This is a genomic window from Chryseomicrobium aureum, from assembly GCF_043182735.1.
Classification (GTDB): Bacteria; Bacillota; Bacilli; order Bacillales_A; family Planococcaceae; genus Chryseomicrobium; species Chryseomicrobium aureum.
This window is the reverse complement of the sequence record NZ_CP171117.1, coordinates 964,173-988,628: the sequence shown is the minus strand read 5'-3', so window position 1 is coordinate 988,628 and position 24,456 is coordinate 964,173. Positions and strand designations below refer to the sequence as shown.

Below are 24,456 nucleotides of genomic sequence, written 5' to 3'. Positions count from 1 at the left end.
GACGATTTTCATGATTCAGCGATTTATAGAGTTAGGCGAAGGGTATGGGGATGTGTTTGAGCTTTGTGAACTAGCAAAAACAAACAAACATCGAATTCTTCATGCGTTTATTTTACATGGCAAGAAAAATGACAAAAAAAGTGTCTCCTTGGCATTGGCATTGAAACCAGCTGGAGACGTACCATTTATCCCTATATATAGTTGTCGGGAAGGTATCCCTTTTCAAGAGCCGAAAACCGAAAGACAGCTCATGTTCGAACGTACTTTGCACGAACTTGATGTCGTACCCGTCACACTTGAAGTAAAACATTCTAGTGAATTTGGATCGATTGATCATTACCATCAAGCACTCATTGCGATAATGCGTCTAAACCATTTGCTGCCGCCTTTATCATAATCCGATTTTATAATCGTATTCTTTCGCTTTATCAGGTTTCGAGTTTTCATATTCCGTGTTAATAAATGGTCGCTCTGAAGGCATTAGCTTTTTCACGAACGGAAGTTTTAAAAGTCTTGTTGTAACAGACTCGATATCTTCTTGATTCATATACAACACTACGTATTTTAATTTTCTAGAAATATAGTAGACATGTCCGTATTTACGAAGTGTCTTCGCATGCTTTAAATGATTAACATAGACGATTAACCCTTGTCTTGGAATCATACAGATCCCCCTCTTCTAAATTTGCTCAAATGACGAATTCATAGTAAGTTTAGTCTACCACAGCAGGGAAATTCTGAAAACTGAATGTATTGGAGGCAATTTTTATGACACGTAAACGAACCATAGCTTTAGTTGTTGCTGCGGCAGCTGGTACAGCTTGGGCGGGAACGAAAGTACTCTCCAAACCGCAACCACGCCCGCAGAAATCTGTACTTGCAACAGAACAACCGATTGTATTAGCTCATCGAGGTGGCTCTAATAATGCGCCTGAATCTACTTGGCTTGCGTTTGAAAAAGCCGCAGAACTGGGTGTTCACGGCTTCGAAATTGATTTACGTATGACAAAAGATGAACAAATTATCGTCTTTCACGATGACACTGTAGATCGCACAAGCGGAGCTACAGGCTTAGTCAGTGAAATGACGCTTGATGAGATTCAATCCATCGACTTTAGTGAAAAGTTTGTAGACCGCGCAAAATTTTCATCCGAGGAACTTGAAAAAGCAAGAATCCTAACGTTACAAGAACTGTTGGATCGTTTTCCGTTTCTCTATATAAATATGGATATGAAAGACGCCCCTACCTCTTATGAAGGCTCACTGATGCCTTCTAAATTATGGCGCGTTATAGAAGAAGCTGGAGCACTGGACCGTGTTGTAGTGACGAGTTTCTTCGACGAACAAATCGACCGCTTCAATCTGTACGCACAAAACCGGGTAGCGTTAGGGGCAGGTGAAAAAGAAGTACGAAAAGCATATACCGCATACACGAGTCAGTTCAAACATCTCTATCACCCAAAAGCGGATGTATTCCAGCTACCTACGAAACATAAATCAATTCGCTTAGACACCGCCGGCTTTATTCGATTCTTGCATTCACTAAATATTAAAGTGCATTACTGGACCATTGATCAACAAGAAGACATGAAGCGTCTACTTGAAAACGGAGCGGATGGAATTGTGACCGACAGTCCAGAAGTGGCCGTGCAACTCATTCAAGGAGAAGGCCATTAAAAAAAAGCCCCCGTAGGAGCTTTTAAGCAGAACATGCACAACCAGATCCCGTTCCACATCCCGTACTACACGAGCCTGTCGCACTCTGAAAGAAAGGGTTGCTGACAGGTACTTTAATATCTGTTGAAACCGCGTGAGCAATAAGCAGACTGAGTTCATCTAGCAAATCTTGAACATCATTTTCAGCCGCTTTCAACTCTGCAACTTGTGGAATAAGGTCCATCTCTCGTTTTTTGATGCGGATTTTGGAATTAATAGTTTTATAATCTGGGTGATACTTTCCAAATCGTTGAACTTCTTCATACGTCTCTTTCAGACGTGAAAACTCATGAACTACTTTCGCCACTTCTGGGGACGCGTACACGTCCGTGTGGGCTTTATAATAAGCTGACACGATTTCAGAGTTCATGACGAACGTGTTAAGTTCATCTACTTCATCCAAGATCGTAAGCCAGTCAGATGTCATCTGCATGATGATCCCTCCCGCTTCATCATACCAAATTTTTATAAAGGGGAAAACCAACTTGCATACAACTTCTACCATTCAAAGCTTTTTAGAACAAGCTACAGAGACTGAAAGAAACTTACTGGAGACATTCGTCAACAGTCTTGAAGAAAAACGTCAAGGTCGTTATACGACATTTGTCAATGCAGCATTCCAGTTTGATATATCCTTTCCAGATGAGACGTGCCGAGTAGACATGCCGATCACACCTTTAACGGTCAATTCGTTCGGAATGCCACACGGAGGAATTGTAGCAACGTTAATCGATAATGCAATGGGCTTCTTAGTGAACAAAGATTTACGCCCGCAAGGAAAAGGCGCTGTTACCACGAATTTGACGATTCATTATACGAAAGCAACAACTGAGCCGTCTGTATATAGCATTGCCTCTTACTTACATAAAGGTCGTCAAACACTTGTATTGGAAGCTTCTGCATATGATGCAAAAGGGACAAGAATCGCGTATGCTACAGGCTCATTCTTTGTGATTGACCTGCCCACTCAAAAATAATGGCTTTATCATGAGAAGGAATGGAAACACCACGATACGCAATTTCTCGTTCGTTCCCTTTTCCAGCAATTATTATAGGTTCACCTACATTACTCGTCTCGAGCGCGTACCAAATCGCCACTTTTCTGTCAGGCATGACAAGTGCGTCTGGTGCGTTTTTTTTCATGTCTAGCAGTGGCTGTAAAGGTTCTTCAAAACGTGGATTGTCTAAAGTGAATATAACTCTCTTGCATTGTTTTGATGCGATGCAACCAATCGTTCCCCTCTTCTTGCGGTCTCTGTCCCCTCCATATCCAATCACAATCGTACTATTAAAATACCGCTCACCATTTGGTCATTTATGACAGATGGCGGCGGTACTGTTATTCGGACTCCTCTTGAGCAATCTCTATAAAATTTTGCGTGTAATACTCTGAAAAGACTCCTACTCCAAGATGCGTATAAGTAGGTTCAAGAATCGTTTCTCTATGCACTTTTGAATTGATCCAACCATTGATGGCTTCTATAGGATCTCTGTAGAGGGCGGCACTATTCCCTCCAGCTCTTTTGAATGGGATTTCAAACTCTTCCAGTTTGTCTTCGTATTTAGAAAGCTCAAATTCCTCTTGCATCACTGTCTCACTCTTTGCAAGCTCTTGACTATATTCTCTAGCAATTTGAGCAAGCGCAGGATACGTATTTAAAGCTTCGACGCCATGACGCATACGATACAAATTGGTCAAGTCGAACAATTCTCGTTCAGCAGCTCGGTCCACAGCATTTTGAATTGCTGACGTTGGATACGTAGTTTCGACCATTTCCCCCTCGTAGTAGGTGTCGTATGCACGGTGCATCAACAATACTTCAGGAGTAATAAAACGCACCCCTTCTAATTGATTGTCGAAAGTATCAATGTAGAGTTGGGCGAATAAACCTTCGTATTGAACCAAGATTCGGCGTTGTGTATCGGAAGGACTCAATGACAGGACATAGGTGCTGTCATTTAACTCCAGTCCGATTTCAGGAAGCACTAATGTGAACCTATAAATCTCTTCGAGTGATTGCCCCACCTTATAAGGATTGACCTGTGCATCTTCTCCGGCAGCATATACTTGATTAATGATGCCATCTTCTACACCCACCATTTGATAACTGATCACATCATGTTTATAAATATGCCATTCATAATTATACAAAGAAGGTTCGATTCGAAGTGGATCACCATAAGCCTTTCGCCATTCTTCAATTGGTTTCCCTACAAAAGTCGAGACTCCTTCTTTCGGTCGCGAAAAAACATTGTAATCAGGAGTTGAGTCTGTCAAATTCTCTTGAGGCAATACTTGTCCTGTTTGTCTTTCTTCTGTTAAAAGCTCATTTTCTTGAACCGGTTGATCAAATAAGACGAAAGCAAAGACAACTATAACTGCTGCTATAAATAACTTCGCTAAATTGTTCATCTGCTCTCCTCCCTTTTCATTTTAGTATAGCAGTGAGCGCTGTTCTGACACAATGTTGTCATTGCATCAGATCATATTTTCCTATACTATTAAGTAGAAGAAATAGGGTGAAAACCTAAAGGAGGGTGTTCCATGTATTTTGAAAATACTGGTCTAGAGAATTTAGTAGTGGATTTGAACCTACTGGATGACATTATGAACAAACATGGAATGGTTCGTGCTGGTGCATGGGACTATGAGCGTGCTACGTATGACAAGAAGTTTGTAATTCGTGAGGGCACATATTACCTTCGCGTGTTTACGTATACAACGGATGGAGATGTCGGTGCACACGATGCGATGATGACTCTAATGAAGCCGGTTGTTGGAAAGCACTACTATCCACACGGTGTTGAATACGGAGAAGATGAAGTGTTCCCAAAACACTTACTAAAATCATGTGAACAAACGCTTGCAGCTATCCGTGCTGACTTACAAGCATTTGAGATTCGCGCATAATTTGAAAGGAGTAGAGGTCACTCTACTCTTTTTTCTTACCTACTTCTAAAGGAGCGCATGCAGTGAAAGTGAAACGAATCGATCGTACACTAGTACGAAATATTATTTTACTAACTATCTTAGCTATTCTCGCACTTGTCATTTTGCCGGTCTCGGTACCTATCATTTTGGCATTACTTGTTGCCATTTTTGTTGAACCACTTGTACATTTTTCACAAAATCGCTTTAAGTTGAGCCGCAAAACTTCCGTAATAGTGAATTACACACTAACGTTCGGATTGTTTATCCTCTTATTTTACTTTATGATTACTTCATTAATTTCACGCATTATCGAATGGTCAAAAGCCTTCCCTTCTTACTTAAACGATTTGGGTGTTATATGGATCAATTTACAAAATCAACTTTTTGATTTAACTGCAGGTCTTCCCCTCGAAGTCGTGGAGTCCATTCAAACTGAAGTCGATGCCACTTTAAATAGTTTACAACTTTCACTTTTAGCAATTGTCAATTACGACAACATCACAAGCTTGTTGGCTGGAATTCCAAATTTGCTTGTAAGTTTTATTGTGTTTTTAATTGCTCTCTTTTTATTTATGTTAGATCTACCAAACTTGCGTGGGAAGTTTTTTAGTTACTTCTCTAACGAAACTGCAGATAAAATCTTATTTATGTATTCTGGAATTAAACGCGTTATTTTTGGTTTTATGAAAGCCCAAGTAATGGTGAGTTTCATCATTTTATTTGCTAGTTTAGTTGGCTTATATATTATTATTCCGGAATATGCATTAGTGATGGCCCTTATTATCTGGGTAATTGATGTAATCCCAATACTCGGCTCCATTATTATTATGGCGCCTTGGGCAATTGGCGCATTCGCGATGGGAAATATCGCACTTGGAACAAAATTAACTATTTTAGGAATTATTCTTCTGATCATTCGCCGAACAGTCGAACCTAAAGTTATGGGTGTTCAAATGGGACTCTCCCCACTTGCTGTTTTAATCGCTATGTTTATTGGTGCTAAATTATTTGGCTTGGTAGGCTTTATCGTAGGCCCATTGGTCGTTATCATTTTCACGACAGCTAAAGAAGCTGGCATTATTAAATTAGATTTCAAACTATAGTAAAAGCCTTTCCGATCAAAGTGATCGGAAAGGCTTTTTATTAATTCCCTAATATTGCTTTAAAAAGTGAAGTCGTTTCTCCACCAGTATAGAATACGTAAAGAAGACAATAGACAGCGACTCCTGTAATAGCTACAAAAAACCAGACTACTGATGTAATTGGTCCCCATTTGCGATGTTTTTCGATGTTGTTTTTGAGACCTAAGTAAAGTGTGGTAAGACCAAACACAGCACCTGTAGTCGCCAAAATAATATGGAAGATTAAAAATAGCGTGTAATAAATTTTGATATCGTCTGGTCCACCAAATGCTGTGTTTCCAACAAAAAGTGTGCGCGATACGTAAATAATAAAGAATGTTAATGCCGATGCAGCAGCAGCTAGCATCGTTTTTTTATGTGCTTCAATTTTTCTTTGCTTGATCAAGTACCAGCCAATTGCGACTAGTATAGCACTGAGTACAATAAAAAATGTACTGATTGTTGGCAATAAGGGTAGCGTCATTCCAATTCTCCTTTAAGTCTTTATACTCTCGTTTGAAGATCGCGAATAGCTTGTTCTGTAATTTCATCTGCTCGGTCTTGCTCATTACGGTACCAAGCAAAAAATACACTCGATAACAATACAGCATAAATGAGCTCTTGGATAATTTTCATAATGATTCCGCCAAGCTGTTGATCTTCATGAGCTGACATGCTTGTAAATAATTCTGGTCCAGATAAAGATAATTGGGAAAGAGTCGATGCTGGAACACAAAGCTCCATCGCTTTTTGCCAAGCATCTGCATCTGTATAAGTAGCATACATCGGGTCACTTGCAAAAATGATAAGCGCACAAGCGGGTGTAATTAATACGGCACTTCCTATAATAAATCCAATTTTTTTGAGCCCATGTAGCGTTTTTTGATTTTTCGTCACATCGACCACAGACCACCACATAAAGATGGCAGATAAGAATAACGCGAATGTCACTACGGTGTGTAAAATTTCATTCATTTTGATTTGATCAAAAATTAATGGAATGTGGTAGAAAGAAAAGAATACACTAAATACAACTAGCGCTAGCAATGGCTTTGTTACAAAATTAAAGGGTTTTGCAAAAAGCGGTTTGCTGAGAAGCGTCTCCCAAATCCACCATGGAATCCCTTTCATCAGGAGAATCGGAATTAATAGTAACAGTATAGCCATTTGTGCCATATGTACCGAGAATAAAATATGACCTATCAAGTCAACAGGTGATCCTTTGACGATGTACAGAAGTAGCATACTCCCTACAAAGTATGAACGTTCTGAAGATGTTACTGGCTCAGACACAGCAAAGCGATGACGTCCTGGTCCGGTGATATAGAAATAGCCCGCTGTGAGTAGAGCTAGAATAACAAATAGATAGGGACTCCAGTTTGCGACAAAACCGAATTCTGAAATTGACAAGGTATCTCACCTCTCCTTATGCAGTCACTACTTGTATTATAGCCCCGAAATGCGTTCACATCAATGAACAGGGAGTGAACATTCTTATTAGATGTGGAGCCGACTGGTCAGAAATTGTGCGAAATGACAGCGGAGCCCGTGAAGCGTGTTTTGCTTCATGGGATGCGATGGCTTTTTGCGGGATTTCTAGGAGGCGCAACTCGATTTCATTCGAAGTCGAAACCCGATAACCCGAGATGTGGAGAACTCCACTCTAGAACTTTTAATGTCGTCAATCTCTGACGCTACGGTAGTGAGTTCCAGGGGGAGCATACCGGAGCCTCCTCTTGGCATACGAGAAGCTTGCACTTCTCGCAGCCGAGGAGACTCACGACGCGCCCTCGGAAAGCAGCCCCTCCACTCAACTCTAGTCTTGGAAGAATCTGTACCTGTCACCCAATCAAATGAAGTGAAATAAATAAATCCCAGCAGTTCCCAAAAGGTACCTGTCCCCCAAACAATTCCAACACAATTTATAAATATGTATATAATAACGCAAAAATCAGCTGTCAATTTGCATGATGAATGAATAGTCATGAATGTCAGAATAGTGTTTGGGACAGGTACCTATAAATAAAAAAAGACCCCCAAAACCGGGGGCCTTTCTCACTTACCACCAAACAATCGTTAAGAATGTGATGATAAATGTGAAGCCGAACAATGCGCCACTGTATAAGAAGAACGCAGCCATGTTATGGCCTTTATCACTCATATGCATGAAATAATAAAGTTGAAGGACTACTTGTACTGCTGCAAGCAGCAAGATGACAGGTGCTACATAAAATGCAGACATGCCTGCAGCTACTGTTGCAAAAGCGATAAATGTTAAGAAAATCATAATCGCAAAAGTAACGACTTGCATTTGCATGTGATGTGAACGTTTGCGACGCGCGTATTCATATTGTGTCTTGTTTTTCGCTACAACAACATGTGTATCGTGACCCATCTTAACCCATCACTCCCATCAAGTAAACTACTGTGAAGATGAATACCCACACAACATCAATGAAGTGCCAGTATAGTGAAGCTGTGTAATACTTCTGCGCATTGTATACAGACAATCCGCGTTTTGCATTACGTAGCATAAGAAGGATGATCCATCCTAAACCAATCACTACGTGAAGACCGTGTGTTCCAACTAATGTAAAGAATGCAGAAGAGAAAGCACTCTGTGAGAAGTAGAAACCAATGTGTACATAGTGATAGAACTCGTAGATCTCAAGAGCCAAGAATCCTAGACCTAGTAATACAGTGATTGCCATCCATGTTTGCATACCACGGAAATTAAAGTTCTTCATGTGGTACATTGCGTAAACAGATGTTAAAGAAGATGTTAAAAGTAACATCGTCATAAGGAATACAAGAGGTAATCCTTCACTAAACAAAGACTGTGTCGTGAATGTCATACCTTCTGGACCTTTATCTTTCAACGCTAAATATGTTGCGAATAAAGATGCGAAGAGAACAGTCTCTCCACCAAGGAATAACCAGAAACCTAAGAACTTATTTTTACCTTCAAGATTAGCCGTTTCCGGATGTTCCGGCCACGTTTGTGGGGTATATTTAATTTCTTCAGCCATTAGTATTTACCCCCTTTGTCATCCATTAAATCTTCTTTATGGATATGATATCCGTGGTCATCTTTCCATGAACGGACACCCATAGAGATAAGTGTGATGGCTAGACCGATTACTAGTACCGGAACAGCCCACGTTTTTTCACCGTTGTAAAGTGCACCAAATGATGCGATGAACAGACCAAGTGACATTACAAATGGAATGAATGAGTTGTTTGGCATGTGAATATCGCTAAGTGGTTCAGCGTATGTCATACCTTCTTTATTTCCTTCTTGTTTCTCGATCCAGAATGTATCTAGACCACGAACAAGTGGTGTACGTTTGAAGTTGTAGAATGGTACTGGTTGTGGAATCGCCCACTCAAGTGTGCGTCCATCTTCCCAAGGATCCGTTCCAGCCGGTTTGTTTTGAACAACAGTTTTCACGATGTTCACCACTAACACGATAACTCCAAGTGCCATGAATACGGCACCACCAGAACTGATTGCGTTGAATGCGTCCCAACCTTGATCTCCTACGAATGTGAATACACGACGTGGCATACCCATTAATCCTAAGAAGTGTTGGATAAAGAATGTTGCATGGAAACCGAAGAAGAATAACCAGAATGTGATTTTTCCAAGTTTCTCATCTAACATTTGGTTGAACATTAACGGCCAGTACAAGTGCAGACCCGCTAAGATTGCTAGTACTACCCCACCTACGATTACGTAGTGGAAGTGAGCTACGATGAAGTATGAATCGTGTAATTGGTAATCAAGTGGTGCAGCTGCCTGCATGACCCCTGTTACACCACCTGCTACGAATGAAGGAATAAATCCTAAAGCGTAAAGCATTGGTGTTGTGACTTTGATGCTACCGCCCCAAATTGTGAGGAGCCAGTTAAAGATTTTCACACCAGTTGGTACCGCAATTGCCATGGTCGCTACAGCGAAGATTGCGTTTGCTGTTGGCCCAAGACCTACTGTGAACATGTGGTGAGCCCATACCATGAATCCTAAGAAACCGATAAGAACTGTTGCAAATACCATCGCTGAGTAACCGAATAAACGTTTACGTGAGAAGATGGCAAAGATTTCAGAGAAAATACCGAATGCCGGTAAAATCAGGATGTATACCTCAGGGTGACCGAAGATCCAGAATAAGTGCTCCCAGATAATTGTGTTTCCACCCATTGTATGATCAAAGAAGTTCGCACCGAACATACGGTCAAAGATCAAGAAGAAAAGACCGATTGTAAGTGGTGGGAATGCGAATAAAATAAGTGCAGATGCGACAAACGTTGTCCACGTGAATAGTGGCATACGCATATATGTCATACCAGGTGCACGCATGTTAATGATTGTTACTAGGAAGTTAATCCCGGCAATATACGTACCGGCCCCAGAGATCTGAAGTCCAAGTGCGTAGAAGTCAATACCATTTCCAGGTGAGTAAAGCGAGAGCGATGCATACGATGTCCATCCAGCATCTGGCGCTCCTCCCATGAACCAAGATAGGTTAAGGAAAATTCCTCCGAAGAAGAACAACCAGAAACCAAGTGAGTTTAAGAATGGGAATGCAACGTCACGTGCTCCAATTTGAAGTGGAACTACGGCATTCATATATCCAAATAATATCGGCATGGCGGCAAGGAAAATCATTGTCGTACCATGCATAGTAAGGATTTCATTGTATAGACCGGCACTTAAGAAGTCGTTACCCGGTACAGCTAACTGGATACGAATCAGCATTGCCTCGATACCACCGACAATGAAGAAGAATCCACCTGATGCTAAATAAAGGATGGCAATTTTCTTATGGTCAACTGTTGTAAGCCAGTCCCATAATACGGAGCCAAAGCCTTTTTTCTGTGCGATTGCGCTCACAGTTCCTACCTCCTTCGACTATTGCTTATTTTCTACTGATAAGCCCATTAAATACGCAGCTAAAGCATCTAACTCTTCATCTGATAAGTTAGGGTACTCAGGCATATTGTTTCCTGGCTTGTATTCTTGTGGATTCTTGATCCAGTCTTTTAAGTTTTCTTCCGTGTAATCTAAGTAACCAGCTACTCGGTTACGATCGCCAAATGTCGCCACGTTTGGACCTTGTCCTTGTGCAACAGCTCCGCCAACTGCAGATACTGCGTGACATCCGATACAACCGTTTTGAACGAATAACTCTTCACCTTGAACTGCTAGATCAGATTCAGGTGCAGATGGTTCTTCATTCGCAGCTGCTACCCACGCGTCGAAATCTTCGCGGCTAACAGATTTTACTTTAAAGTCCATTAGTGCGTGAGACGGACCACATAGCTCAGCACATTTTCCGTAGAAAACGCCATCTTTTAAGCCTTCAGATTCTTTATCAAACTCTAAATAAAATTTGTTGATGTTCTCAACGTTCGTATCAAGTTTACCACCGATGGATGGAATCCAGAACGAGTGTTTCACGTCTGCTGCCATCAAATTGAAGTAAACGCGTTCTCCAGTAGGAACGACTAACTCCTGTGAAGTGACGATTCCTAAGTCTGGATATTCAAATTCCCACCAGTAAAGGTGTGCATTTACGTTTACAGTCAATGCTGTTTTATTACCTTCTTCGTCTACTTCTTCCATTCCAGCTACTTCAGCTTGTGTATATGTATAATACACAGTCGGAACTGCTAAAATAACGAGTAAGATGATTGGAATAACTGTCCAAAGAATCTCAAGTTTTGTATTTCCTTCTACTTGTTCAGGGATTGTATCTTCCCCAACTTTAGAGCGTCTGAATTTCATGAGTGCCAGTACATAGATAACAACAACGACAATAATTACGAAGGTCATAATTGCAGTAGAAAGAATCAACAAGTTAAATTGTTCAGAGGCTACTGGACCTCGTGGAGTCAAAGTTGAAATTTGCTCTTGGCCACAGGCAGCTAGGAAAAACATAAGCGCCGCTAGCATTGAAAAGAGTCGCCATTTTTTTAGCCCTTTCATCATCGCTAAATCAAACCCCACTTTCATAGTTGTAATGTTCTTCGCTTACGGATGTGCTCTACATGGTTTTTATTAGATAAAGATTGCAAAGATCACAATCGATACGAATAAGATCGTCATGTAGTTTAGGGAATAAACAAACATTTTTGTTGCCCACTTTAAATCATCTTGCGTACGATAGCCTTTTAGAGCAAGCCATAGCCATCCAAGATTGAGAGCTGTTGCAAGGATTAAAAACCCTGTTCCTAATGAACTTAGTAAGAAAGGAACTGGTAACAATGCAAGTACCCAAATTAAAATGGAGCGCTTTGTGCGTTTAAAGCCTTTTACTACTGGTAACATTGGAATGTCAGCTGCTCGGTATTCTTCTGTTCGCTTCATAGCAAGTGCATAGAAGTGCGGTGGTTGCCAGATGAACATAATTAAGAATAATGCCCAAGCTTCCCAGCCAATCACAGGTTCAATTGCCGCCCACCCGATTAATGGTGGAATAGCTCCTGAAATACTTCCTACAACTGTATTGCTGACATGTTTCCGTTTTGACCACATAGAGTAGAGCACGACATAACTAATGATGCCGGCAAGTCCCCAAACACCAGCAGATGTAGATGCCATAAATAACAATATTTCGCCTACAACGAGCAAAGTCAGAGCAATCGTCAGAACCAACGAACTTGAAAAACGACCTGTTACTGTTGGACGCTTGCGTGTTCTCTTCATAATTGGATCAATATCTTGGTCAATCCAGTTATTCATCGCTGCCGAACCAGCAATTATGAGTGCAGATCCTCCAATTGTCAGCAGTACTAGATCAAATTCCTGTATAAAGCTACGTCCCGTCAATTGAAAAGCCAACCACATACCTGTAAATGCAGTAATCAAATTGGAATTCACAATGCCAATTTTAATAAGTGCTAAAAAATCTTGCATCCACGTTGTCGATTCGACAGTCGGCTCAGACGTTGTAGCTAATGTCGTACTGTTCGACATGTTGCGCCTCCTTTCATTCATGTAAGCATAATCTGCTACTCTTAACTATAACTAAAAACCGTATGAATTTCTAGCGTGTTCCGAGAATTTCACAAATCTATGGCCTACATCGTCATTTTGTCATAACATCTTAATAGTAATGGATTTCTGTTGTCGAGTTGTGAAAAGGAAGGTACGAATTTATGAACAAAGTGTGAAATCATATAGCCGTCACAGGATGGTACCTGTTTGTTCGTTGTTTTTTAGTGCTTTTTTCGCTATCATCTAAAGAGCAGACAAGGTATAGAAATGAAGGTGAAGCAGTGAAAATACATCCATTATTAAAAGTCCTCTCGGTACTCTCGACACTTGGTATGTTGATGATTTTGCTTGGAGGGGCTCTCGTTACAAAGACTGAAAGTGGTCTTGGTTGTGGTCGGAACTGGCCAGACTGTAACGGAAATTTGATTCCAAAAGAAATTACACCCGAAGTATTAATCGAGTTTTCACACCGCGCGGTCACATTAGCTGTCAGCGTTCTTATTCTCGCTCTTGCGATTTGGTCTTGGCGACGAATCGGACATGTGCGTGAGACAAAATTTTTAGCAATCACTTCTGTTTTTTTCCTAGTGTTACAAGCACTTATCGGTGCGGCTCAAGTATTATGGGGACAAGGTGATTTCATCCTTGCTCTTCACTTTGGAATTTCATTAATTTCATTTGCAGCAGTTTTCTTATTAACATTATTGGTATTTGAAGTAGATAAGAAGTTTGCTTCTAGCAAAATAGTGATCGATAAAAAGTTAAGATGGCATACAATCGGTGTTACGCTTTATTCCTATGTCGTCATTTATACAGGCGCTTTAGTTCGCCATACAGAATCGAGTTTGATCTGCCGCGATTGGCCGCTTTGTCGAAATGATGAATTTGCACTCCCTAGCAATATGTACGAATGGGTACAAATGGGCCACCGAGCTGCAGCAGCGTTGATTTTCATTTGGTTACTGTACATTATGATTTATGCCATTAAGAATTATAAGTCTCAGAAAGTGATTTACTACGGATGGATTATTGCTTTTACATTGGTTGCTCTTCAAGCAACGACGGGCATGTTATCTGTTTTGACTCGCTTAAACTTATATGTGGCTCTGTTCCACTCATTGTTTATTACGTTATTGTTCGGACTCCTTTGTTACATGATACTTCTTGTTTCACGAAGCCGAGCGAATTATACGCGCGATTAATTGACGGTCTGCTCGCTTATCACGAGCAGGCTTTTTTTATAAGTTTATAGTTAATTTTCAGGAATCAATTTACACAAGTTGAGCTTCTTTCCAGTGCTGCTTTCCGAGGGCGCGGCGTGAGTCTCCTCGTCGCATACTCCTGCGGGGCCTCACGTTCCGACTGTTAATCCCTTCGGAGTCAGCCCTTCCACTACGCTCAACTAGAAATAGTATTGTCGATGAATGCTTTCCAAAAAAAGCACCGCTCCTTGTACAGTTCACAAGAAGCGGTGCTTTTTATAGTTCTATTAAGCTTTTTCAATTTCGATTAGTAAGTCACCTGGTGAGATGGCTTCGCCTGCTACTACATGGATTTCTTGGATCACTCCATTAAACGGTGCTTGAACCGTCGTTTCCATCTTCATGGCTTCTGTGATCAACAGGTGCTCCCCACGTTTCACTTTACTTCCTTTTGCCACAGCGACTTTTAAAACAGTTCCTGGCATCGTTGCACCGATATGCTGCTCGTTGCCCGGCTCAATTTTACGCTTCGCTACATGGCTGACTTCCACATTGACATCTTGAATATAAATTTCACGTGGTTGTCCATTTAGCTCAAAGTAGATTGTTCGCTGTCCTTCAAGGTTCGCATCACTGATTGAAACTAATTTGATCATCAGCGTCTTCCCTTTTTCGATTTCCACTTCAATCTCTTCTCCAAGTTTCATTCCGTACAAGAATGTTGGCGTATCGAGAACTGAAACGTTCCCAAATTGATCCACTGTCGCACGATACTCTTCAAAGACTTTTGGATAAAGAATGTGTGCAAGCACTTCATGGCTGCTTACTGGTCGGTTTAACTTGTTGAACAATTCATCGCGAACGGCCTCGAAATTCGCAGGTTCTAAAAGCTCACCTGGACGAACTGTGATTGGTTTGCGATCTTTTAAGATGACAAGCTGCAACTCTTCCGGGAAACCGCCATATGGCTGTCCAATGTATCCTTCAAAGAACTCGATGACCGAGTCTGGGAAGTCGAGTGACTGCCCTTTTGTTAACACTGTATATTCATCTAAATTGTTTTGTACCATAAAGAGTGCCATGTCTCCCACTACTTTAGAGGACGGGGTAACTTTGACGACATCTCCAAATAATAAGTTGACGCGGGAATACATGTCTTTTACTTCTTCCCAGCGCTCGCCCAGTCCAACAGCTTTCGCTTGCTGTTGCAAGTTACTGTACTGACCTCCTGGCATCTCATGCACATAGATTTCAGAGTGCGGGCTCTTCATGCCACTTTCGAAGTCGCTGTAGTATTTTCGTACTTCTTCCCAGTACTGAGACAATTGCTCAAGTTCCCCAACATCTGTGCGTACTGTGCGATCCATGCCTTTTAAAGCATAAGAGAGTGAGCTAGCTGAAGGTTGAGACGTGAGTCCGCTCATCGACCCTAATGCTGTATCCACGATATCTACACCAGCTTCGATAGCACGTGCGTATTGGAAGACTCCGTTTCCACTTGTATCGTGTGTGTGCAAGTGAATCGGTAGATCCGTTGTTTCTTTCAATTCGCTGATCAATCGATACGCAGCTTCTGGTTTTAAAAGCCCCGCCATGTCCTTAATCGCTAAAATATGAGCTCCAGCAGCCTCAAGTTCTTTCGCCATATCTTTGTAATACTGCACCGTGTATTTTTGACGGCTGTCGTCTAATATGTCCCCTGTATAACAAATGGCTGCTTCTGCAATCTTGCCCGCTTGACGAGTCGCATCAATCGCTACTTCCATTCCTTTGATCCAGTTCAAGCTATCAAAGATTCGGAAAACATCAATTCCTGCATCTGCAGATTTTTGAACAAATTCACGGATGACATTGTCTGGATAGTTTTTATACCCGACAGCATTCGCACCACGAAGTAACATTTGGAACAATACATTTGGAATGCGTTCACGAAGAACTAAAAGGCGCTCCCATGGGTCTTCTTTCAAGAAACGATACGCAACGTCAAATGTTGCTCCGCCCCACATCTCTAACGAGAAGGCGTCTTTCATGCCATGAGCTGTTTGATTGGCGATTTGATACATATCGTATGAGCGCACACGTGTCGCTAGTAATGATTGGTGTGCATCACGGAAAGTAGTATCTGTAATCAACACATCGTTTTGCTCTTTGATCCACTTCACGACCGCCTCTGGTCCATGTTGATCAAGGAGCTGCTTCGTACCAGAAAGAGAGGATACATCGAATTTTTGGCTCGCTTGTGGCGGAATATGGAACACAGGCTTCGGTTTGCGCTCGATTCCTGGGAATCCATTCACTGATATATTCCCGATATAAGATAATAATTTTGTCCCGCGGTCTTGACGAGATGGGAACAAAAATAATTCAGGCGTCGTATCGATAAAACTTGTATTGAACTTTCCTTCGATGAAGTTCGGGTGCTTGACTACATTTTCTAAGAACGGAATATTGGTTTTGATTCCGCGGATTCGGAACTCTTGTAAGTTTCGGTCCATCTTCGCAGCCGCTTCTTTAAATGTCATCCCCCAAGTGGAGACTTTTACTAATAATGAATCATAGTAAGGCGTAATAACAGCACCTTGGAAGCCATTTCCGGCATCAAGACGCACTCCAAAACCACCACCAGAACGATACACCATTAACTTCCCTGTATCTGGCATGAATTGGTTTAATGGATCCTCTGTCGTTACACGCGACTGAATAGCGTACCCAAACAATGGAATTTTGTCTTGTGCTGGGATACCCATCTCTTCACTGTCTAAGCTTAGATCACAGGCTATTTTAATTTGTGCATGCACGATATCAATTCCCGTAATCATTTCAGTGATTGTATGCTCTACTTGAATACGAGGATTTACTTCAATGAAATAAAACTCATCATCTGTCACTAAAAATTCAACCGTACCTGCATTGACGTAATCAACGTTTTTCATCAGTTTGACAGCCGCATCACAAATCTCCATACGCAACTCATTGCTAAGTGCGTTAGAAGGCGCAATCTCAACAACTTTTTGATGGCGACGTTGAATAGAACAGTCGCGCTCATACAAGTGAATCAAGTTGCCATGGCGATCCCCTAGTATTTGTACTTCAATATGTTTTGGTTTGTCGACAAATTTTTCAACGTACACTTCATCTGAACCAAAAGCTGCTTTTGCTTCCGATTTCGCACGATCATATGCTTCTTGTAAATCTTCTTTTGTAGGTACCATACGCATGCCTCGACCACCCCCGCCGAGTGCTGCTTTAATCATAAGTGGATAGCCGTATGTATCACCGAACGCTTCTAGTTCTTCTAGAGAGCTGACTGGACCATCACTGCCTGGAATGACAGGGATACCTGCTTGAATCGCTTGATCACGTGCCTTTACTTTATCCCCGAACATATCGAGGTGTTTTGAAGTCGGGCCAATAAAGATGATTCCCTCTTCTTCACAACGTTTCGCGAACTCTAGATTTTCAGACAAGAAACCGTATCCTGGATGGATAGCATCTACGCCAGCTTCTTTCGCGATTTCAATAATGTTTTCGATGTCTAAGTACGCATCAATTGGTTTTTTCCCATCTCCCACCAGATACGATTCATCTGATTTGAAGCGATGAAATGAGCCGCTATCTTCGCGAGAATATATGGCAACTGTTCGAATACCTAGTTCGGTACAAGCTCGAAATACTCGAATTGCAATCTCTCCGCGGTTTGCTACTAAAATCTTATTAATTTTACCCATGTTTCATCGCCACCCTTTGCATCAATTTTTAGATTTTTCATACCGTGCAAACATCGATACATTTACTAAAATTCCAAGTGCTGCTGAAAATAAGATCAGTGCGGTCCCTCCATACGAGATGAAAGGTAATGGCACACCTGTAAGTGGAATAACCCCTAGCATTCCGCCTAAATTCACAAATGTCTGGAAACCAAAAATGGATGCGATTCCAGCTGCTATCATTCGTCCATGTGGATCACGACCCGTAAGTGCAATCGAAAGGCCTTTAAATACTAGGAAGAAAATGCCGAGTAAAATAATCCCTACACCTATAATCCCAAGTTCTTCTGCAATCACTGCCATAATGAAATCCGTATGAGGCTCAGGTAAGTAGCCATATTTTTGATTGGAGTTTCCAAGACCAAGGCCTGTAAGCCCACCAGAACCAATCGCTAAGTAGCCGTTTACAATCTGATAGCCGAAGGAATCCTCATAGGCAAATGGATTAAAAAATGCTTCGAGTCGACCAAGACGTCTTGGTGTAATTATTGACTCTCTAAAAAAGTATAGCAAAATACCAATTATCAGAAAAGCGCCAAAAATTAAGCCAAGTAATTTTGAGAACACTTTAAATTTCACGCCGCTCGCAACGATCACTGTAATACATACAAATGTAATGATCATAGAGTTCCCTACATCTGTCTCTAACATGATGGATGCGACCGCTGCTGCCATGATGATAATTGGCGGATAGATTGAATTCGTTAAATCATTTAAAGTCCCTTTTTGAATCTTCTTAGCAAACAAACCTGAGAAATACAATACGAGCACAATCTTTGCTACTTCAGAAGGTTGAAGGTTGATCGGTCCTAGATATAACCAGCTCTGCGAACCAGCTGCTCCTCCACTTCCGATAAAGTGCACGAGTATCAGCAATAGGAACATCACACTGACCATCAACATCATCATATATTTATTTTTAAAGTGTTTGTAAGGAAATAAGGACATGAAGAAGAAGACGGGCACTGCAAGTAGCAGATTGGTTTTTTGTTGTTGGAAAAAGTGGTCGGGGGCCCAGTCATATTTTTCTACTGCCCAATAAAATGAAGAACTGTAAATCATGACGAGTCCGAAAATACACAACACCAAATAGACAAAGACAATTGAAAAATCTGTATAACTAAAATAACGTTTCAAATAAGTTTTCATTTAGAAGTCACCTTGCTCTTGTTCGTAATAGATTTTGTGTGCAGGATTTATGTAGTAAAAAAACTCAAACACGGACTGTTTGAGTTCATTTACGATCAGTATATGTTTCGTGTAAAAGTGACATTTCCTTTTCAAGTGACGCGAGAATTTCTTTGCCTTCTTCACGTTGAATCAGGCCAAGCTTCACAGCAAAGTCAATCTCTCTAGAGAGACCAAACATTTGCGTATCTAATACCTCTTCATAAAGAGGACATTGCGGCATTGTTAGGTTGTCCAGTTGCACTTTAATCAACTGAGCAATTTTATCAGCATCGTTTTTCAAAAGCGATAGGGCCTTGTCACGATACGATTGCTCGATTTGTATATCCATATGAGGACGCCCCCATCTAAAAATTCTAGTTTGCCTTCTTAAAGTGTATCTTTCTACCACTAAAATTGCAAGCAGAGACGAGGTGCAGTTAAGGAAAAATACTTTGTTCCTCTTTCCTTTCACGGTATACTAACTACAGATAGAACTTGGAGGGAAAAACTATGGATATGATTATTCCAGTAAAAGGTGCTGTGAAATTTCCAATCACAATTGATCCTACAGTATGGATTTTTGATGATCGTAAAGTCGATCTAGATGAGTTTTTTAGTGAGCAGTATCAAGAAGTGAATCAAGAAGATGAGTACACAGATGTAACATCAAAGCAGTGGTCTCGTGAGATTACAGAAGGTGCCGTATTTCCACCTACTTTAAAGTCCGAGAAGAAATACGAGCGTACAAAATTACTCACGAATTCATACGCTATGCCGCTAGAGTCATTTATCAAAAATGCCGAACCAGCTCCAGACGCTTCAAACTTGGTCATTGAAACAGAGGGCTCAGAAGTTCGTTATTCACTGGCAGACCTACCGACATTGCTTGTCCAATTTTCCAAGGAAGGAAAGCCATTAAAAGAAGATGGTCCTGTTTATCTGCTTCATAAAGATGGAAGCAATCTGAACGCCCCTCTCAAGTATGTTAGTGCTTTCCGGGTGGAATAGGATGCGTGTGAAATGTGTGATTTGTGACCGTATTGACCGCTTAGAAGATGATCTGCCACTAGCAAAGAAATTGCGAAATCGTTCAATCACGACCTATATGTGTCCTGAATGTGACGAACGTATTCGTGTGAAGACAGAAGCACGAGTAGCAACTGGAAACTTTCGATTCTTTAGAAGTTCTCACCCTGCTGAAAATGAATTTTAAAAAACCTCGGAGAAAAATTTCTCCGAGGTTTTTTGTTATGCCGTCGTGCCTCGTTTTTCAAGACGCATACGGATTTTATAGATGATTAAGATCATCGCAGCGACAATCAAGCCCTCGACGATTGGCAGGAAAAATGCCAAAAACGTCAGTACTAGACAGCCAATGAACAAAAATAGATAGATCACAATGTTTTGTCCTAAGCGCAATCTTTTGGCGAATCCAAGTTTATAAACGAGAACAGACAAGGCGAAAATGATAAAAAACAAGACATACCCTGCCACATCAAAATTAGGCATCTGCTCGTATATGAACCGGGATAGTGCTGACATCCGACCAAAGACAAATTCTTGTTCTTCCACTTAGAGTCTCTCCTTCCTAGGATTGCTCCGCGTACTTCAATTTCTTAGCAATACGCTCACGTTCGTTCTTATCCAACACTTTTTTACGTAAACGAATCGATTGAGGTGTAATCTCACAGTACTCATCGTCATTCAAGTATTCTAACGCTTCTTCAAGTGTCATAATACGTGGCTTTTTACGCGTAGTTGTTGCTTCTTTGTTTGCAGAACGGATGTTGTTTGCAGCTTTTACTTTTGTAATGTTGACAGTTAAGTCGTTATCACGCGTATGCTCTCCAACAATCATACCCTCGTAAATATCTGTTCCTGGCTCTACGAAAATCGTACCACGGTCTTCTACTCCAAGAATCCCATACTCCGATGCTTTTCCAGTTTCCATAGAAACAAGAACACCTTTAGAGCGTCCACCCACACGGCCTTGTGCCATTGGTTGGTAGCTATCAAATGTATGGTTGATGATTCCGTATCCACGTGTAAGTGTTAAGAAATCAGTTGTGTATCCAATTAATCCACGAGCAGGAACCATGAAGATCAAACGAACTTGACCTGATCCGTTGTTGATCATATCAAGCATTTCACCTTTACGTTCACCCATTGATTCAATGATAGAACCAACGTGCTCTTCCGGAATATCGATTTGAACGCGCTCAACAGGTTCCATACGGACGCCGTCAATTACACGTACAATAACTTCTGGTTTCGAAACTTGAATCTCGAATCCTTCACGACGCATGTTTTCAATTAAAATCGATAAGTGAAGCTCACCACGACCTGAAACGACCCAAGCATCTGGAGAATCAGTTTCTTCTACACGTAGAGAAACATCTGTCTCAAGTTGTGCAAGCAAGCGTTCTTCAATCTTACGAGCTGTAACCCATTTCCCTTCACGACCTGCAAAAGGACTGTTGTTTACTAGGAACGTCATTTGAAGAGTTGGCTCATCAATACGTAGAATAGGAAGAGCTTCTGGTTGTTCAATCGGACAAACCGTCTCCCCAACGTTGATGTCTTCCATTCCAGAAACCGCAATTAGATCTCCAGCTTTTGCTTCTTGAATTTCAATACGCTTTAAGCCCATGAAACCAAACATTTTCGTTACACGGAAGTTTTTCACAGTTCCATCAAGTTTCATTAGTGAAACTTGTTGACCTACTGTCATTGTTCCGCGGAATACGCGGCCAATTCCAATACGTCCGACATAGTCGTTGTAGTCAAGTAGTGCTACTTGGAATTGAAGTCCTTCGTCACTGTTGTCTACTGGTGCTGGGATTTTTTCAATGATTGCATCATAAATCACCTGCATGTTTTCTTCTTGGTCTGCAGGGTCTGATGAAAGACTCGCAGTACCGTTCATGCCTGAAGCAAAAATTACAGGGAATTCTAATTGGTCATCATTTGCATCTAGTTCGATGAATAGTTCTAAAACTTCATCAACCACTTCTTCCGGACGAGCAAAGTCACGGTCAATTTTGTTTACTACAACGATTGGTTGCAGGTTTTGTTCTAGAGCTTTCTTCAATACGAAACGAGTTTGTGGCATACAACCTTCATATGCATCTACAATAAGAAGAACACCATCTACCATTTTCATGATACGTTCTACTTCTCCACCGAAATCGGCGTGTCCAGGTGTATCTAGAATATTGATTTTAGTATCTTTATACTGAATCGCGGTATTCTTAGCAAGAATCGTGATTCCGCGCTCTCTTTCAATGTCACCTGAGTCCATTGCACGTTCTTCTACATGTTCATTTGAACGGAACGTACCTGATTGTTTCAATAATTGGTCTACTAACGTTGTTTTTCCATGGTCAACGTGAGCAATAATAGCGATATTACGTAAATCTTGACGAGTATTAGTCATTTTTCCACTCCATATTCTTTTTTCGAGTCCATAACTGTGATATTATAGCACAGAAAGCATATAAAAAACACCTTTGAGTTTTTCCCTTAAGGAGGAAAAGTCCGATGAAATCGATTAAATGGGTATTCGTCCTATATTCAATCCTTGCTATTTTAGCGATGGCTTCTATTGGTATTGCTGTTTCATTCCGCAGTGTTCCTTTTGTCATTCTTGCAATTTTAGCACTTGCTGTAGTAATGGGCCTTGGTTTTAAAACTAAAAAAGAGTACCGAGAAAAAGGATTACTCGATTAAAAAAAGCTGCCGACTTTGGCAGCTTTTTCTATGAAATTAAATAATCTTTAACGAGTTCCTCGAATAAAGCAGGATTAGCAATTATGAACGGCTGTTTTTTCAACAGATCAAATTCCCCGCCACCAAGCGTTCCACAAAGTGCTCCCACTTCGTTTGCAATGACCATTCCACCTGCTACGTCCCATGCTGAAAGACGCATCGAGAAGTACGCATCCAATCTTCCTGTGACGACATAGCTAATCTCAAGTGCAGCTGACCCATAAGATCTTGTACCACGAACACGTTTGATAAGCTTTGCGACTTGGTGATGGTCAATGTGACGGTTTGGTGCTACCCAAGAAGCATTGACGCCTATTAAACTATCTTCAAATTCTACATTTTTTAACCGAGGCAAGAGAACTCCATTTTGATAAGCACCTTGGCCACGAATGGCTGAAATCAGTTCCCCTGTCATCACCTGATAGATATAGCCGAGTTCGCCTACTCCGTCTTTATAGATACCAACCGTTATACAAAAATTGCGCTGTTGATTAATAAAATTTGTTGTTCCATCGATAGGATCTACAATCCAAACATAGCCGTCCCAATCTGTAATGGTATCACCAAATCCTTCTTCACCGAGTAAACGGTGTTCAGGTAGAGCTTCACTCACTTCTTTCACAAAAAATTGTTCTGTCTCCATGTCGATATTGGTGACAAGATCTGAAGGAGAACTTTTTTCAGTGATTGTCATTTCTTTATGTAGCGATTGCTTGATGCGTTCTCCTGCTCGAATGATGATGTCTTGAGCAAGTGTATCTAGCTGGGATAAATTCATTTGTTCTCCACCTCCTGTACGTGGCTTTAGTGTAACAAAAAAAGCACCCTCTGGCATTAAAGTTGCAGTGGGTGCTTTACGTTATTAAGCTCTTCATTAGGTCGATAACTCCTTCAGTTCATTTGTGATTTCGAAAAGTCGGTGTTTTACGCCTTCTATCTCTTTTTTGTCTTGTCTCTCGATAGCATCATGCAAGGAAGCTAAGAAATAATCAAGATCTAGCTCTAGCATTTGCTTTCTCTGTTTGTCTATCTCATCTTTTCGAACAATGTGAATGACTTGGCGCATTGTAAGTCCCCCTTTCTGTCGAATACTTGTTACAAGATTTTTACCCGGATGTCATATAAACTAAACCTAGAGGAAAGGAGTTTTTTCATGAGTTATTGGACAAAAAAAGATTTCAACGTATTTAAAAAAGAAGGACTCGAGGCTAGAATGGAGGGACTTGACACACATATTCGACCGAAATTTCATGAGCTAGGGGCTCATTTTTCGGATGAACTTGCTGCAAAGCTTGGTCACGAAATTTTTCCACATGTTGCCAAGCATGCACGCAGAACGGTCAATCCACCTAAAGATAGTTGGGTAGCCTTTGCACCTTATAAGCGCGGCTACAAAGCATTGCCACACTTTCAAATCGGATTATGGGAAAGTCACCTCTTTGTCATTCTCGCTGTGATTTATGAAGCGCCGACTAAATCGGCAATTGCGGATCGTCTCGGTAAAAAAACGTCTTTGATTACATCCTTGCCGAGCGATTTCTTGATTGCAGGTGACCACATGAAACCAGATGCTGAACCGATTACAAAACCCACGACGAGTCACTATTTGACACGTCTTCGCACAATAAAAAAAGGCGAGCTCGTCATCGGACGTCACCTAAACGTCGATGAAGCAGCTGCCCTGTCGAAAAAAGAGTTTTATCAGTTTGTCGATGAAACATTTGAGGAGTTACTTCCACTCTATCGTGAAATGACTTCACTGAACTAAACGGCTTGTGCC

The 24,456-nt window shown here is 41.1% G+C and carries 28 protein-coding genes; 10 read left to right on the top strand and 18 right to left on the bottom strand.

Annotation, left to right across the window (positions count from 1 at the left end; genetic code table 11):
• The first annotated feature begins 10 nt into the window (after nucleotides 1-10).
• On the top strand, nucleotides 11-397 hold the full coding sequence (locus tag ACF3OH_RS05310) for a methylthioribose kinase (protein WP_392456124.1): 387 nt from the start codon (nucleotides 11-13) through the stop codon (nucleotides 395-397).
• Here ACF3OH_RS05310 and ACF3OH_RS05305 read toward each other — a convergent pair.
• Complete coding sequence (locus ACF3OH_RS05305; protein WP_204588956.1) at nucleotides 392-664, bottom strand: YlbG family protein; 273 nt, start codon at nucleotides 662-664, stop codon at nucleotides 392-394. The genes ACF3OH_RS05310 and ACF3OH_RS05305 overlap by 6 nt on opposite strands.
• 104 nt (nucleotides 665-768) lie before the next feature.
• Between ACF3OH_RS05305 and ACF3OH_RS05300 the strand changes: the two genes are divergently transcribed.
• Nucleotides 769-1,677, top strand: coding sequence for a glycerophosphodiester phosphodiesterase (locus tag ACF3OH_RS05300; RefSeq protein ID WP_392456121.1), 909 nt, complete (start codon nucleotides 769-771; stop codon nucleotides 1,675-1,677).
• Nucleotides 1,678-1,699: 22 nt separating this feature from the next.
• Here the strand turns inward: ACF3OH_RS05300 and ACF3OH_RS05295 are convergent, their stop codons facing one another.
• Nucleotides 1,700-2,149 carry a YlbF family regulator gene (locus tag ACF3OH_RS05295; RefSeq protein WP_204588954.1) on the bottom strand — a complete coding sequence of 150 codons (450 nt, stop codon included), beginning with the start codon at nucleotides 2,147-2,149 and terminating at the stop codon, nucleotides 1,700-1,702.
• Nucleotides 2,150-2,201: 52 nt separating this feature from the next.
• Here ACF3OH_RS05295 and ACF3OH_RS05290 point away from each other — a divergent pair, with 52 nt between their 5' ends.
• Complete coding sequence (locus ACF3OH_RS05290) at nucleotides 2,202-2,693, top strand: PaaI family thioesterase (protein WP_204588953.1); 492 nt, start codon at nucleotides 2,202-2,204, stop codon at nucleotides 2,691-2,693.
• On the opposite strand, the gene ACF3OH_RS05285 is transcribed toward ACF3OH_RS05290, so the two are convergent.
• Together ACF3OH_RS05285 and ACF3OH_RS05280 are read right to left on the bottom strand one after the other, a co-directional pair.
• Nucleotides 2,650-2,994, bottom strand: a complete 345-nt coding sequence (locus ACF3OH_RS05285) for a glutamate ligase domain-containing protein (RefSeq protein WP_392456119.1) — start codon at nucleotides 2,992-2,994, stop codon at nucleotides 2,650-2,652. The two genes, ACF3OH_RS05290 and ACF3OH_RS05285, sit on opposite strands and share 44 nt — an antisense overlap.
• Nucleotides 2,995-3,055: 61 nt before the next feature.
• Nucleotides 3,056-4,129, bottom strand: a complete 1,074-nt coding sequence (locus ACF3OH_RS05280) for a CAP domain-containing protein (protein ID WP_392456117.1) — start codon at nucleotides 4,127-4,129, stop codon at nucleotides 3,056-3,058.
• A gap of 132 nt (nucleotides 4,130-4,261) precedes the next feature.
• Between ACF3OH_RS05280 and ACF3OH_RS05275 the strand changes: the two genes are divergently transcribed.
• Nucleotides 4,262-4,627, top strand: coding sequence for a YugN family protein (locus tag ACF3OH_RS05275; RefSeq protein WP_204588950.1), 366 nt, complete (start codon nucleotides 4,262-4,264; stop codon nucleotides 4,625-4,627).
• Between the two features lie 62 nt (nucleotides 4,628-4,689).
• Nucleotides 4,690-5,751, top strand: a complete 1,062-nt coding sequence (gene ytvI, locus ACF3OH_RS05270) for a sporulation integral membrane protein YtvI (RefSeq protein WP_338032417.1) — start codon at nucleotides 4,690-4,692, stop codon at nucleotides 5,749-5,751.
• A gap of 40 nt (nucleotides 5,752-5,791) precedes the next feature.
• Here ytvI and ACF3OH_RS05265 read toward each other — a convergent pair whose 3' ends face one another.
• The 7 genes from ACF3OH_RS05265 to cyoE form a co-directional block, all read right to left on the bottom strand.
• A complete protein-coding gene (locus ACF3OH_RS05265) occupies nucleotides 5,792-6,253 on the bottom strand; it encodes a DUF420 domain-containing protein (RefSeq protein ID WP_204588949.1) in 462 nt (153 codons plus the stop codon).
• A 20-nt stretch (nucleotides 6,254-6,273) separates the two neighbouring features.
• A complete protein-coding gene (gene ctaG / locus ACF3OH_RS05260; RefSeq protein WP_204588948.1) occupies nucleotides 6,274-7,179 on the bottom strand; it encodes a cytochrome c oxidase assembly factor CtaG in 906 nt (301 codons plus the stop codon).
• Nucleotides 7,180-7,828: 649 nt separating this feature from the next.
• Nucleotides 7,829-8,164: a cytochrome c oxidase subunit IVB gene (ctaF, locus tag ACF3OH_RS05255; RefSeq protein WP_204588947.1), complete on the bottom strand. Its 336-nt coding sequence runs from the start codon at nucleotides 8,162-8,164 to the stop codon at nucleotides 7,829-7,831.
• 1 nt (nucleotide 8,165) lies between these two features.
• Nucleotides 8,166-8,798 (bottom strand): cytochrome (ubi)quinol oxidase subunit III, encoded by a 633-nt coding sequence (locus tag ACF3OH_RS05250; protein ID WP_204588946.1) that lies wholly within the window; start codon nucleotides 8,796-8,798, stop codon nucleotides 8,166-8,168.
• On the bottom strand, nucleotides 8,798-10,663 hold the full coding sequence (locus ACF3OH_RS05245) for a cytochrome c oxidase subunit I (protein ID WP_392456115.1): 1,866 nt from the start codon (nucleotides 10,661-10,663) through the stop codon (nucleotides 8,798-8,800). Before ACF3OH_RS05245 ends, ACF3OH_RS05250 begins: the two co-directional genes overlap by 1 nt.
• 18 nt (nucleotides 10,664-10,681) lie before the next feature.
• Nucleotides 10,682-11,761 carry a cytochrome c oxidase subunit II gene (gene coxB, locus ACF3OH_RS05240; RefSeq protein ID WP_342525936.1) on the bottom strand — a complete coding sequence of 360 codons (1,080 nt, stop codon included), beginning with the start codon at nucleotides 11,759-11,761 and terminating at the stop codon, nucleotides 10,682-10,684.
• A gap of 69 nt (nucleotides 11,762-11,830) precedes the next feature.
• Nucleotides 11,831-12,748 (bottom strand): heme o synthase, encoded by a 918-nt coding sequence (gene cyoE, locus ACF3OH_RS05235; RefSeq protein WP_204588944.1) that lies wholly within the window; start codon nucleotides 12,746-12,748, stop codon nucleotides 11,831-11,833.
• 302 nt (nucleotides 12,749-13,050) lie between these two features.
• Between cyoE and ACF3OH_RS05230 the strand changes: the two genes are divergently transcribed.
• Entirely contained in the window at nucleotides 13,051-13,971 is a 921-nt protein-coding gene (locus tag ACF3OH_RS05230) for a heme A synthase (RefSeq protein WP_392456114.1), read from the top strand.
• 287 nt (nucleotides 13,972-14,258) lie between these two features.
• Here ACF3OH_RS05230 and pyc read toward each other — a convergent pair whose 3' ends face one another.
• The 3 genes from pyc to ACF3OH_RS05215 form a co-directional block, all read right to left on the bottom strand.
• Complete coding sequence (pyc, locus tag ACF3OH_RS05225) at nucleotides 14,259-17,699, bottom strand: pyruvate carboxylase (protein ID WP_392456113.1); 3,441 nt, start codon at nucleotides 17,697-17,699, stop codon at nucleotides 14,259-14,261.
• A gap of 21 nt (nucleotides 17,700-17,720) precedes the next feature.
• The gene (locus tag ACF3OH_RS05220) at nucleotides 17,721-18,887 is read right to left on the bottom strand and encodes an FtsW/RodA/SpoVE family cell cycle protein (protein ID WP_392456111.1); all 1,167 of its coding nucleotides are present in this window, start codon (nucleotides 18,885-18,887) and stop codon (nucleotides 17,721-17,723) included.
• Nucleotides 18,888-18,972: 85 nt separating this feature from the next.
• Nucleotides 18,973-19,257, bottom strand: coding sequence for a YlaN family protein (locus ACF3OH_RS05215; protein WP_204588941.1), 285 nt, complete (start codon nucleotides 19,255-19,257; stop codon nucleotides 18,973-18,975).
• A 161-nt stretch (nucleotides 19,258-19,418) separates the two neighbouring features.
• Here ACF3OH_RS05215 and ACF3OH_RS05210 point away from each other — a divergent pair, with 161 nt between their 5' ends.
• On the top strand, nucleotides 19,419-19,916 hold the full coding sequence (locus ACF3OH_RS05210) for a peptidyl-prolyl cis-trans isomerase (RefSeq protein ID WP_204588940.1): 498 nt from the start codon (nucleotides 19,419-19,421) through the stop codon (nucleotides 19,914-19,916).
• Nucleotide 19,917: 1 nt separating this feature from the next.
• Nucleotides 19,918-20,121 (top strand): YlaI family protein, encoded by a 204-nt coding sequence (locus ACF3OH_RS05205; RefSeq protein WP_204588939.1) that lies wholly within the window; start codon nucleotides 19,918-19,920, stop codon nucleotides 20,119-20,121.
• Between the two features lie 35 nt (nucleotides 20,122-20,156).
• Here ACF3OH_RS05205 and ACF3OH_RS05200 read toward each other — a convergent pair whose 3' ends face one another.
• Nucleotides 20,157-20,480 (bottom strand): YlaH-like family protein, encoded by a 324-nt coding sequence (locus tag ACF3OH_RS05200; RefSeq protein ID WP_338032415.1) that lies wholly within the window; start codon nucleotides 20,478-20,480, stop codon nucleotides 20,157-20,159.
• A gap of 16 nt (nucleotides 20,481-20,496) precedes the next feature.
• Nucleotides 20,497-22,344 carry a translational GTPase TypA gene (typA, locus tag ACF3OH_RS05195; protein WP_392456109.1) on the bottom strand — a complete coding sequence of 616 codons (1,848 nt, stop codon included), beginning with the start codon at nucleotides 22,342-22,344 and terminating at the stop codon, nucleotides 20,497-20,499.
• A 104-nt stretch (nucleotides 22,345-22,448) separates the two neighbouring features.
• On the opposite strand from typA, the gene ACF3OH_RS05190 reads away from it, so the two are divergent.
• The gene (locus ACF3OH_RS05190) at nucleotides 22,449-22,637 is read left to right on the top strand and encodes a YlaF family protein (protein ID WP_204588937.1); all 189 of its coding nucleotides are present in this window, start codon (nucleotides 22,449-22,451) and stop codon (nucleotides 22,635-22,637) included.
• A 28-nt stretch (nucleotides 22,638-22,665) separates the two neighbouring features.
• Here the strand turns inward: ACF3OH_RS05190 and ACF3OH_RS05185 are convergent, their stop codons facing one another.
• Together ACF3OH_RS05185 and ACF3OH_RS05180 are read right to left on the bottom strand one after the other, a co-directional pair.
• Nucleotides 22,666-23,454, bottom strand: coding sequence for an inositol monophosphatase family protein (locus tag ACF3OH_RS05185; RefSeq protein WP_392456106.1), 789 nt, complete (start codon nucleotides 23,452-23,454; stop codon nucleotides 22,666-22,668).
• A gap of 96 nt (nucleotides 23,455-23,550) precedes the next feature.
• The gene (locus tag ACF3OH_RS05180) at nucleotides 23,551-23,742 is read right to left on the bottom strand and encodes a hypothetical protein (protein ID WP_204588935.1); all 192 of its coding nucleotides are present in this window, start codon (nucleotides 23,740-23,742) and stop codon (nucleotides 23,551-23,553) included.
• 87 nt (nucleotides 23,743-23,829) lie between these two features.
• Between ACF3OH_RS05180 and ACF3OH_RS05175 the strand changes: the two genes are divergently transcribed.
• Nucleotides 23,830-24,444 (top strand): YktB family protein, encoded by a 615-nt coding sequence (locus tag ACF3OH_RS05175; RefSeq protein ID WP_392456105.1) that lies wholly within the window; start codon nucleotides 23,830-23,832, stop codon nucleotides 24,442-24,444.
• The last annotated feature ends 12 nt before the right edge of the window (nucleotides 24,445-24,456 follow it).

Coding starts and splice junctions, on each gene's coding strand:
- cyoE (WP_204588944.1), bottom strand. CDS start 12,748: ATGTCGAACAGTACGACATTAGCTACAACGTCTGAGCCGACTGTCGAA.
- coxB (WP_342525936.1), bottom strand. CDS start 11,761: ATGATGAAAGGGCTAAAAAAATGGCGACTCTTTTCAATGCTAGCGGCG.
- ACF3OH_RS05250 (WP_204588946.1), bottom strand. CDS start 8,798: ATGGCTGAAGAAATTAAATATACCCCACAAACGTGGCCGGAACATCCG.
- ACF3OH_RS05210 (WP_204588940.1), top strand. CDS start 19,419: ATGGATATGATTATTCCAGTAAAAGGTGCTGTGAAATTTCCAATCACA.
- ACF3OH_RS05310 (WP_392456124.1), top strand. CDS start 11: ATGATTCAGCGATTTATAGAGTTAGGCGAAGGGTATGGGGATGTGTTT.
- pyc (WP_392456113.1), bottom strand. CDS start 17,699: ATGGGTAAAATTAATAAGATTTTAGTAGCAAACCGCGGAGAGATTGCA.
- ACF3OH_RS05275 (WP_204588950.1), top strand. CDS start 4,262: ATGTATTTTGAAAATACTGGTCTAGAGAATTTAGTAGTGGATTTGAAC.
- ctaF (WP_204588947.1), bottom strand. CDS start 8,164: ATGGGTCACGATACACATGTTGTTGTAGCGAAAAACAAGACACAATAT.
- ACF3OH_RS05215 (WP_204588941.1), bottom strand. CDS start 19,257: ATGGATATACAAATCGAGCAATCGTATCGTGACAAGGCCCTATCGCTT.
- ACF3OH_RS05265 (WP_204588949.1), bottom strand. CDS start 6,253: ATGACGCTACCCTTATTGCCAACAATCAGTACATTTTTTATTGTACTC.
- ACF3OH_RS05305 (WP_204588956.1), bottom strand. CDS start 664: ATGATTCCAAGACAAGGGTTAATCGTCTATGTTAATCATTTAAAGCAT.
- ACF3OH_RS05175 (WP_392456105.1), top strand. CDS start 23,830: ATGAGTTATTGGACAAAAAAAGATTTCAACGTATTTAAAAAAGAAGGA.
- typA (WP_392456109.1), bottom strand. CDS start 22,344: ATGACTAATACTCGTCAAGATTTACGTAATATCGCTATTATTGCTCAC.
- ACF3OH_RS05220 (WP_392456111.1), bottom strand. CDS start 18,887: ATGAAAACTTATTTGAAACGTTATTTTAGTTATACAGATTTTTCAATT.
- ACF3OH_RS05190 (WP_204588937.1), top strand. CDS start 22,449: ATGAAATCGATTAAATGGGTATTCGTCCTATATTCAATCCTTGCTATT.
- ACF3OH_RS05180 (WP_204588935.1), bottom strand. CDS start 23,742: ATGCGCCAAGTCATTCACATTGTTCGAAAAGATGAGATAGACAAACAG.
- ACF3OH_RS05295 (WP_204588954.1), bottom strand. CDS start 2,149: ATGCAGATGACATCTGACTGGCTTACGATCTTGGATGAAGTAGATGAA.
- ACF3OH_RS05300 (WP_392456121.1), top strand. CDS start 769: ATGACACGTAAACGAACCATAGCTTTAGTTGTTGCTGCGGCAGCTGGT.
- ACF3OH_RS05185 (WP_392456106.1), bottom strand. CDS start 23,454: ATGAATTTATCCCAGCTAGATACACTTGCTCAAGACATCATCATTCGA.
- ACF3OH_RS05205 (WP_204588939.1), top strand. CDS start 19,918: ATGCGTGTGAAATGTGTGATTTGTGACCGTATTGACCGCTTAGAAGAT.
- ACF3OH_RS05280 (WP_392456117.1), bottom strand. CDS start 4,129: ATGAACAATTTAGCGAAGTTATTTATAGCAGCAGTTATAGTTGTCTTT.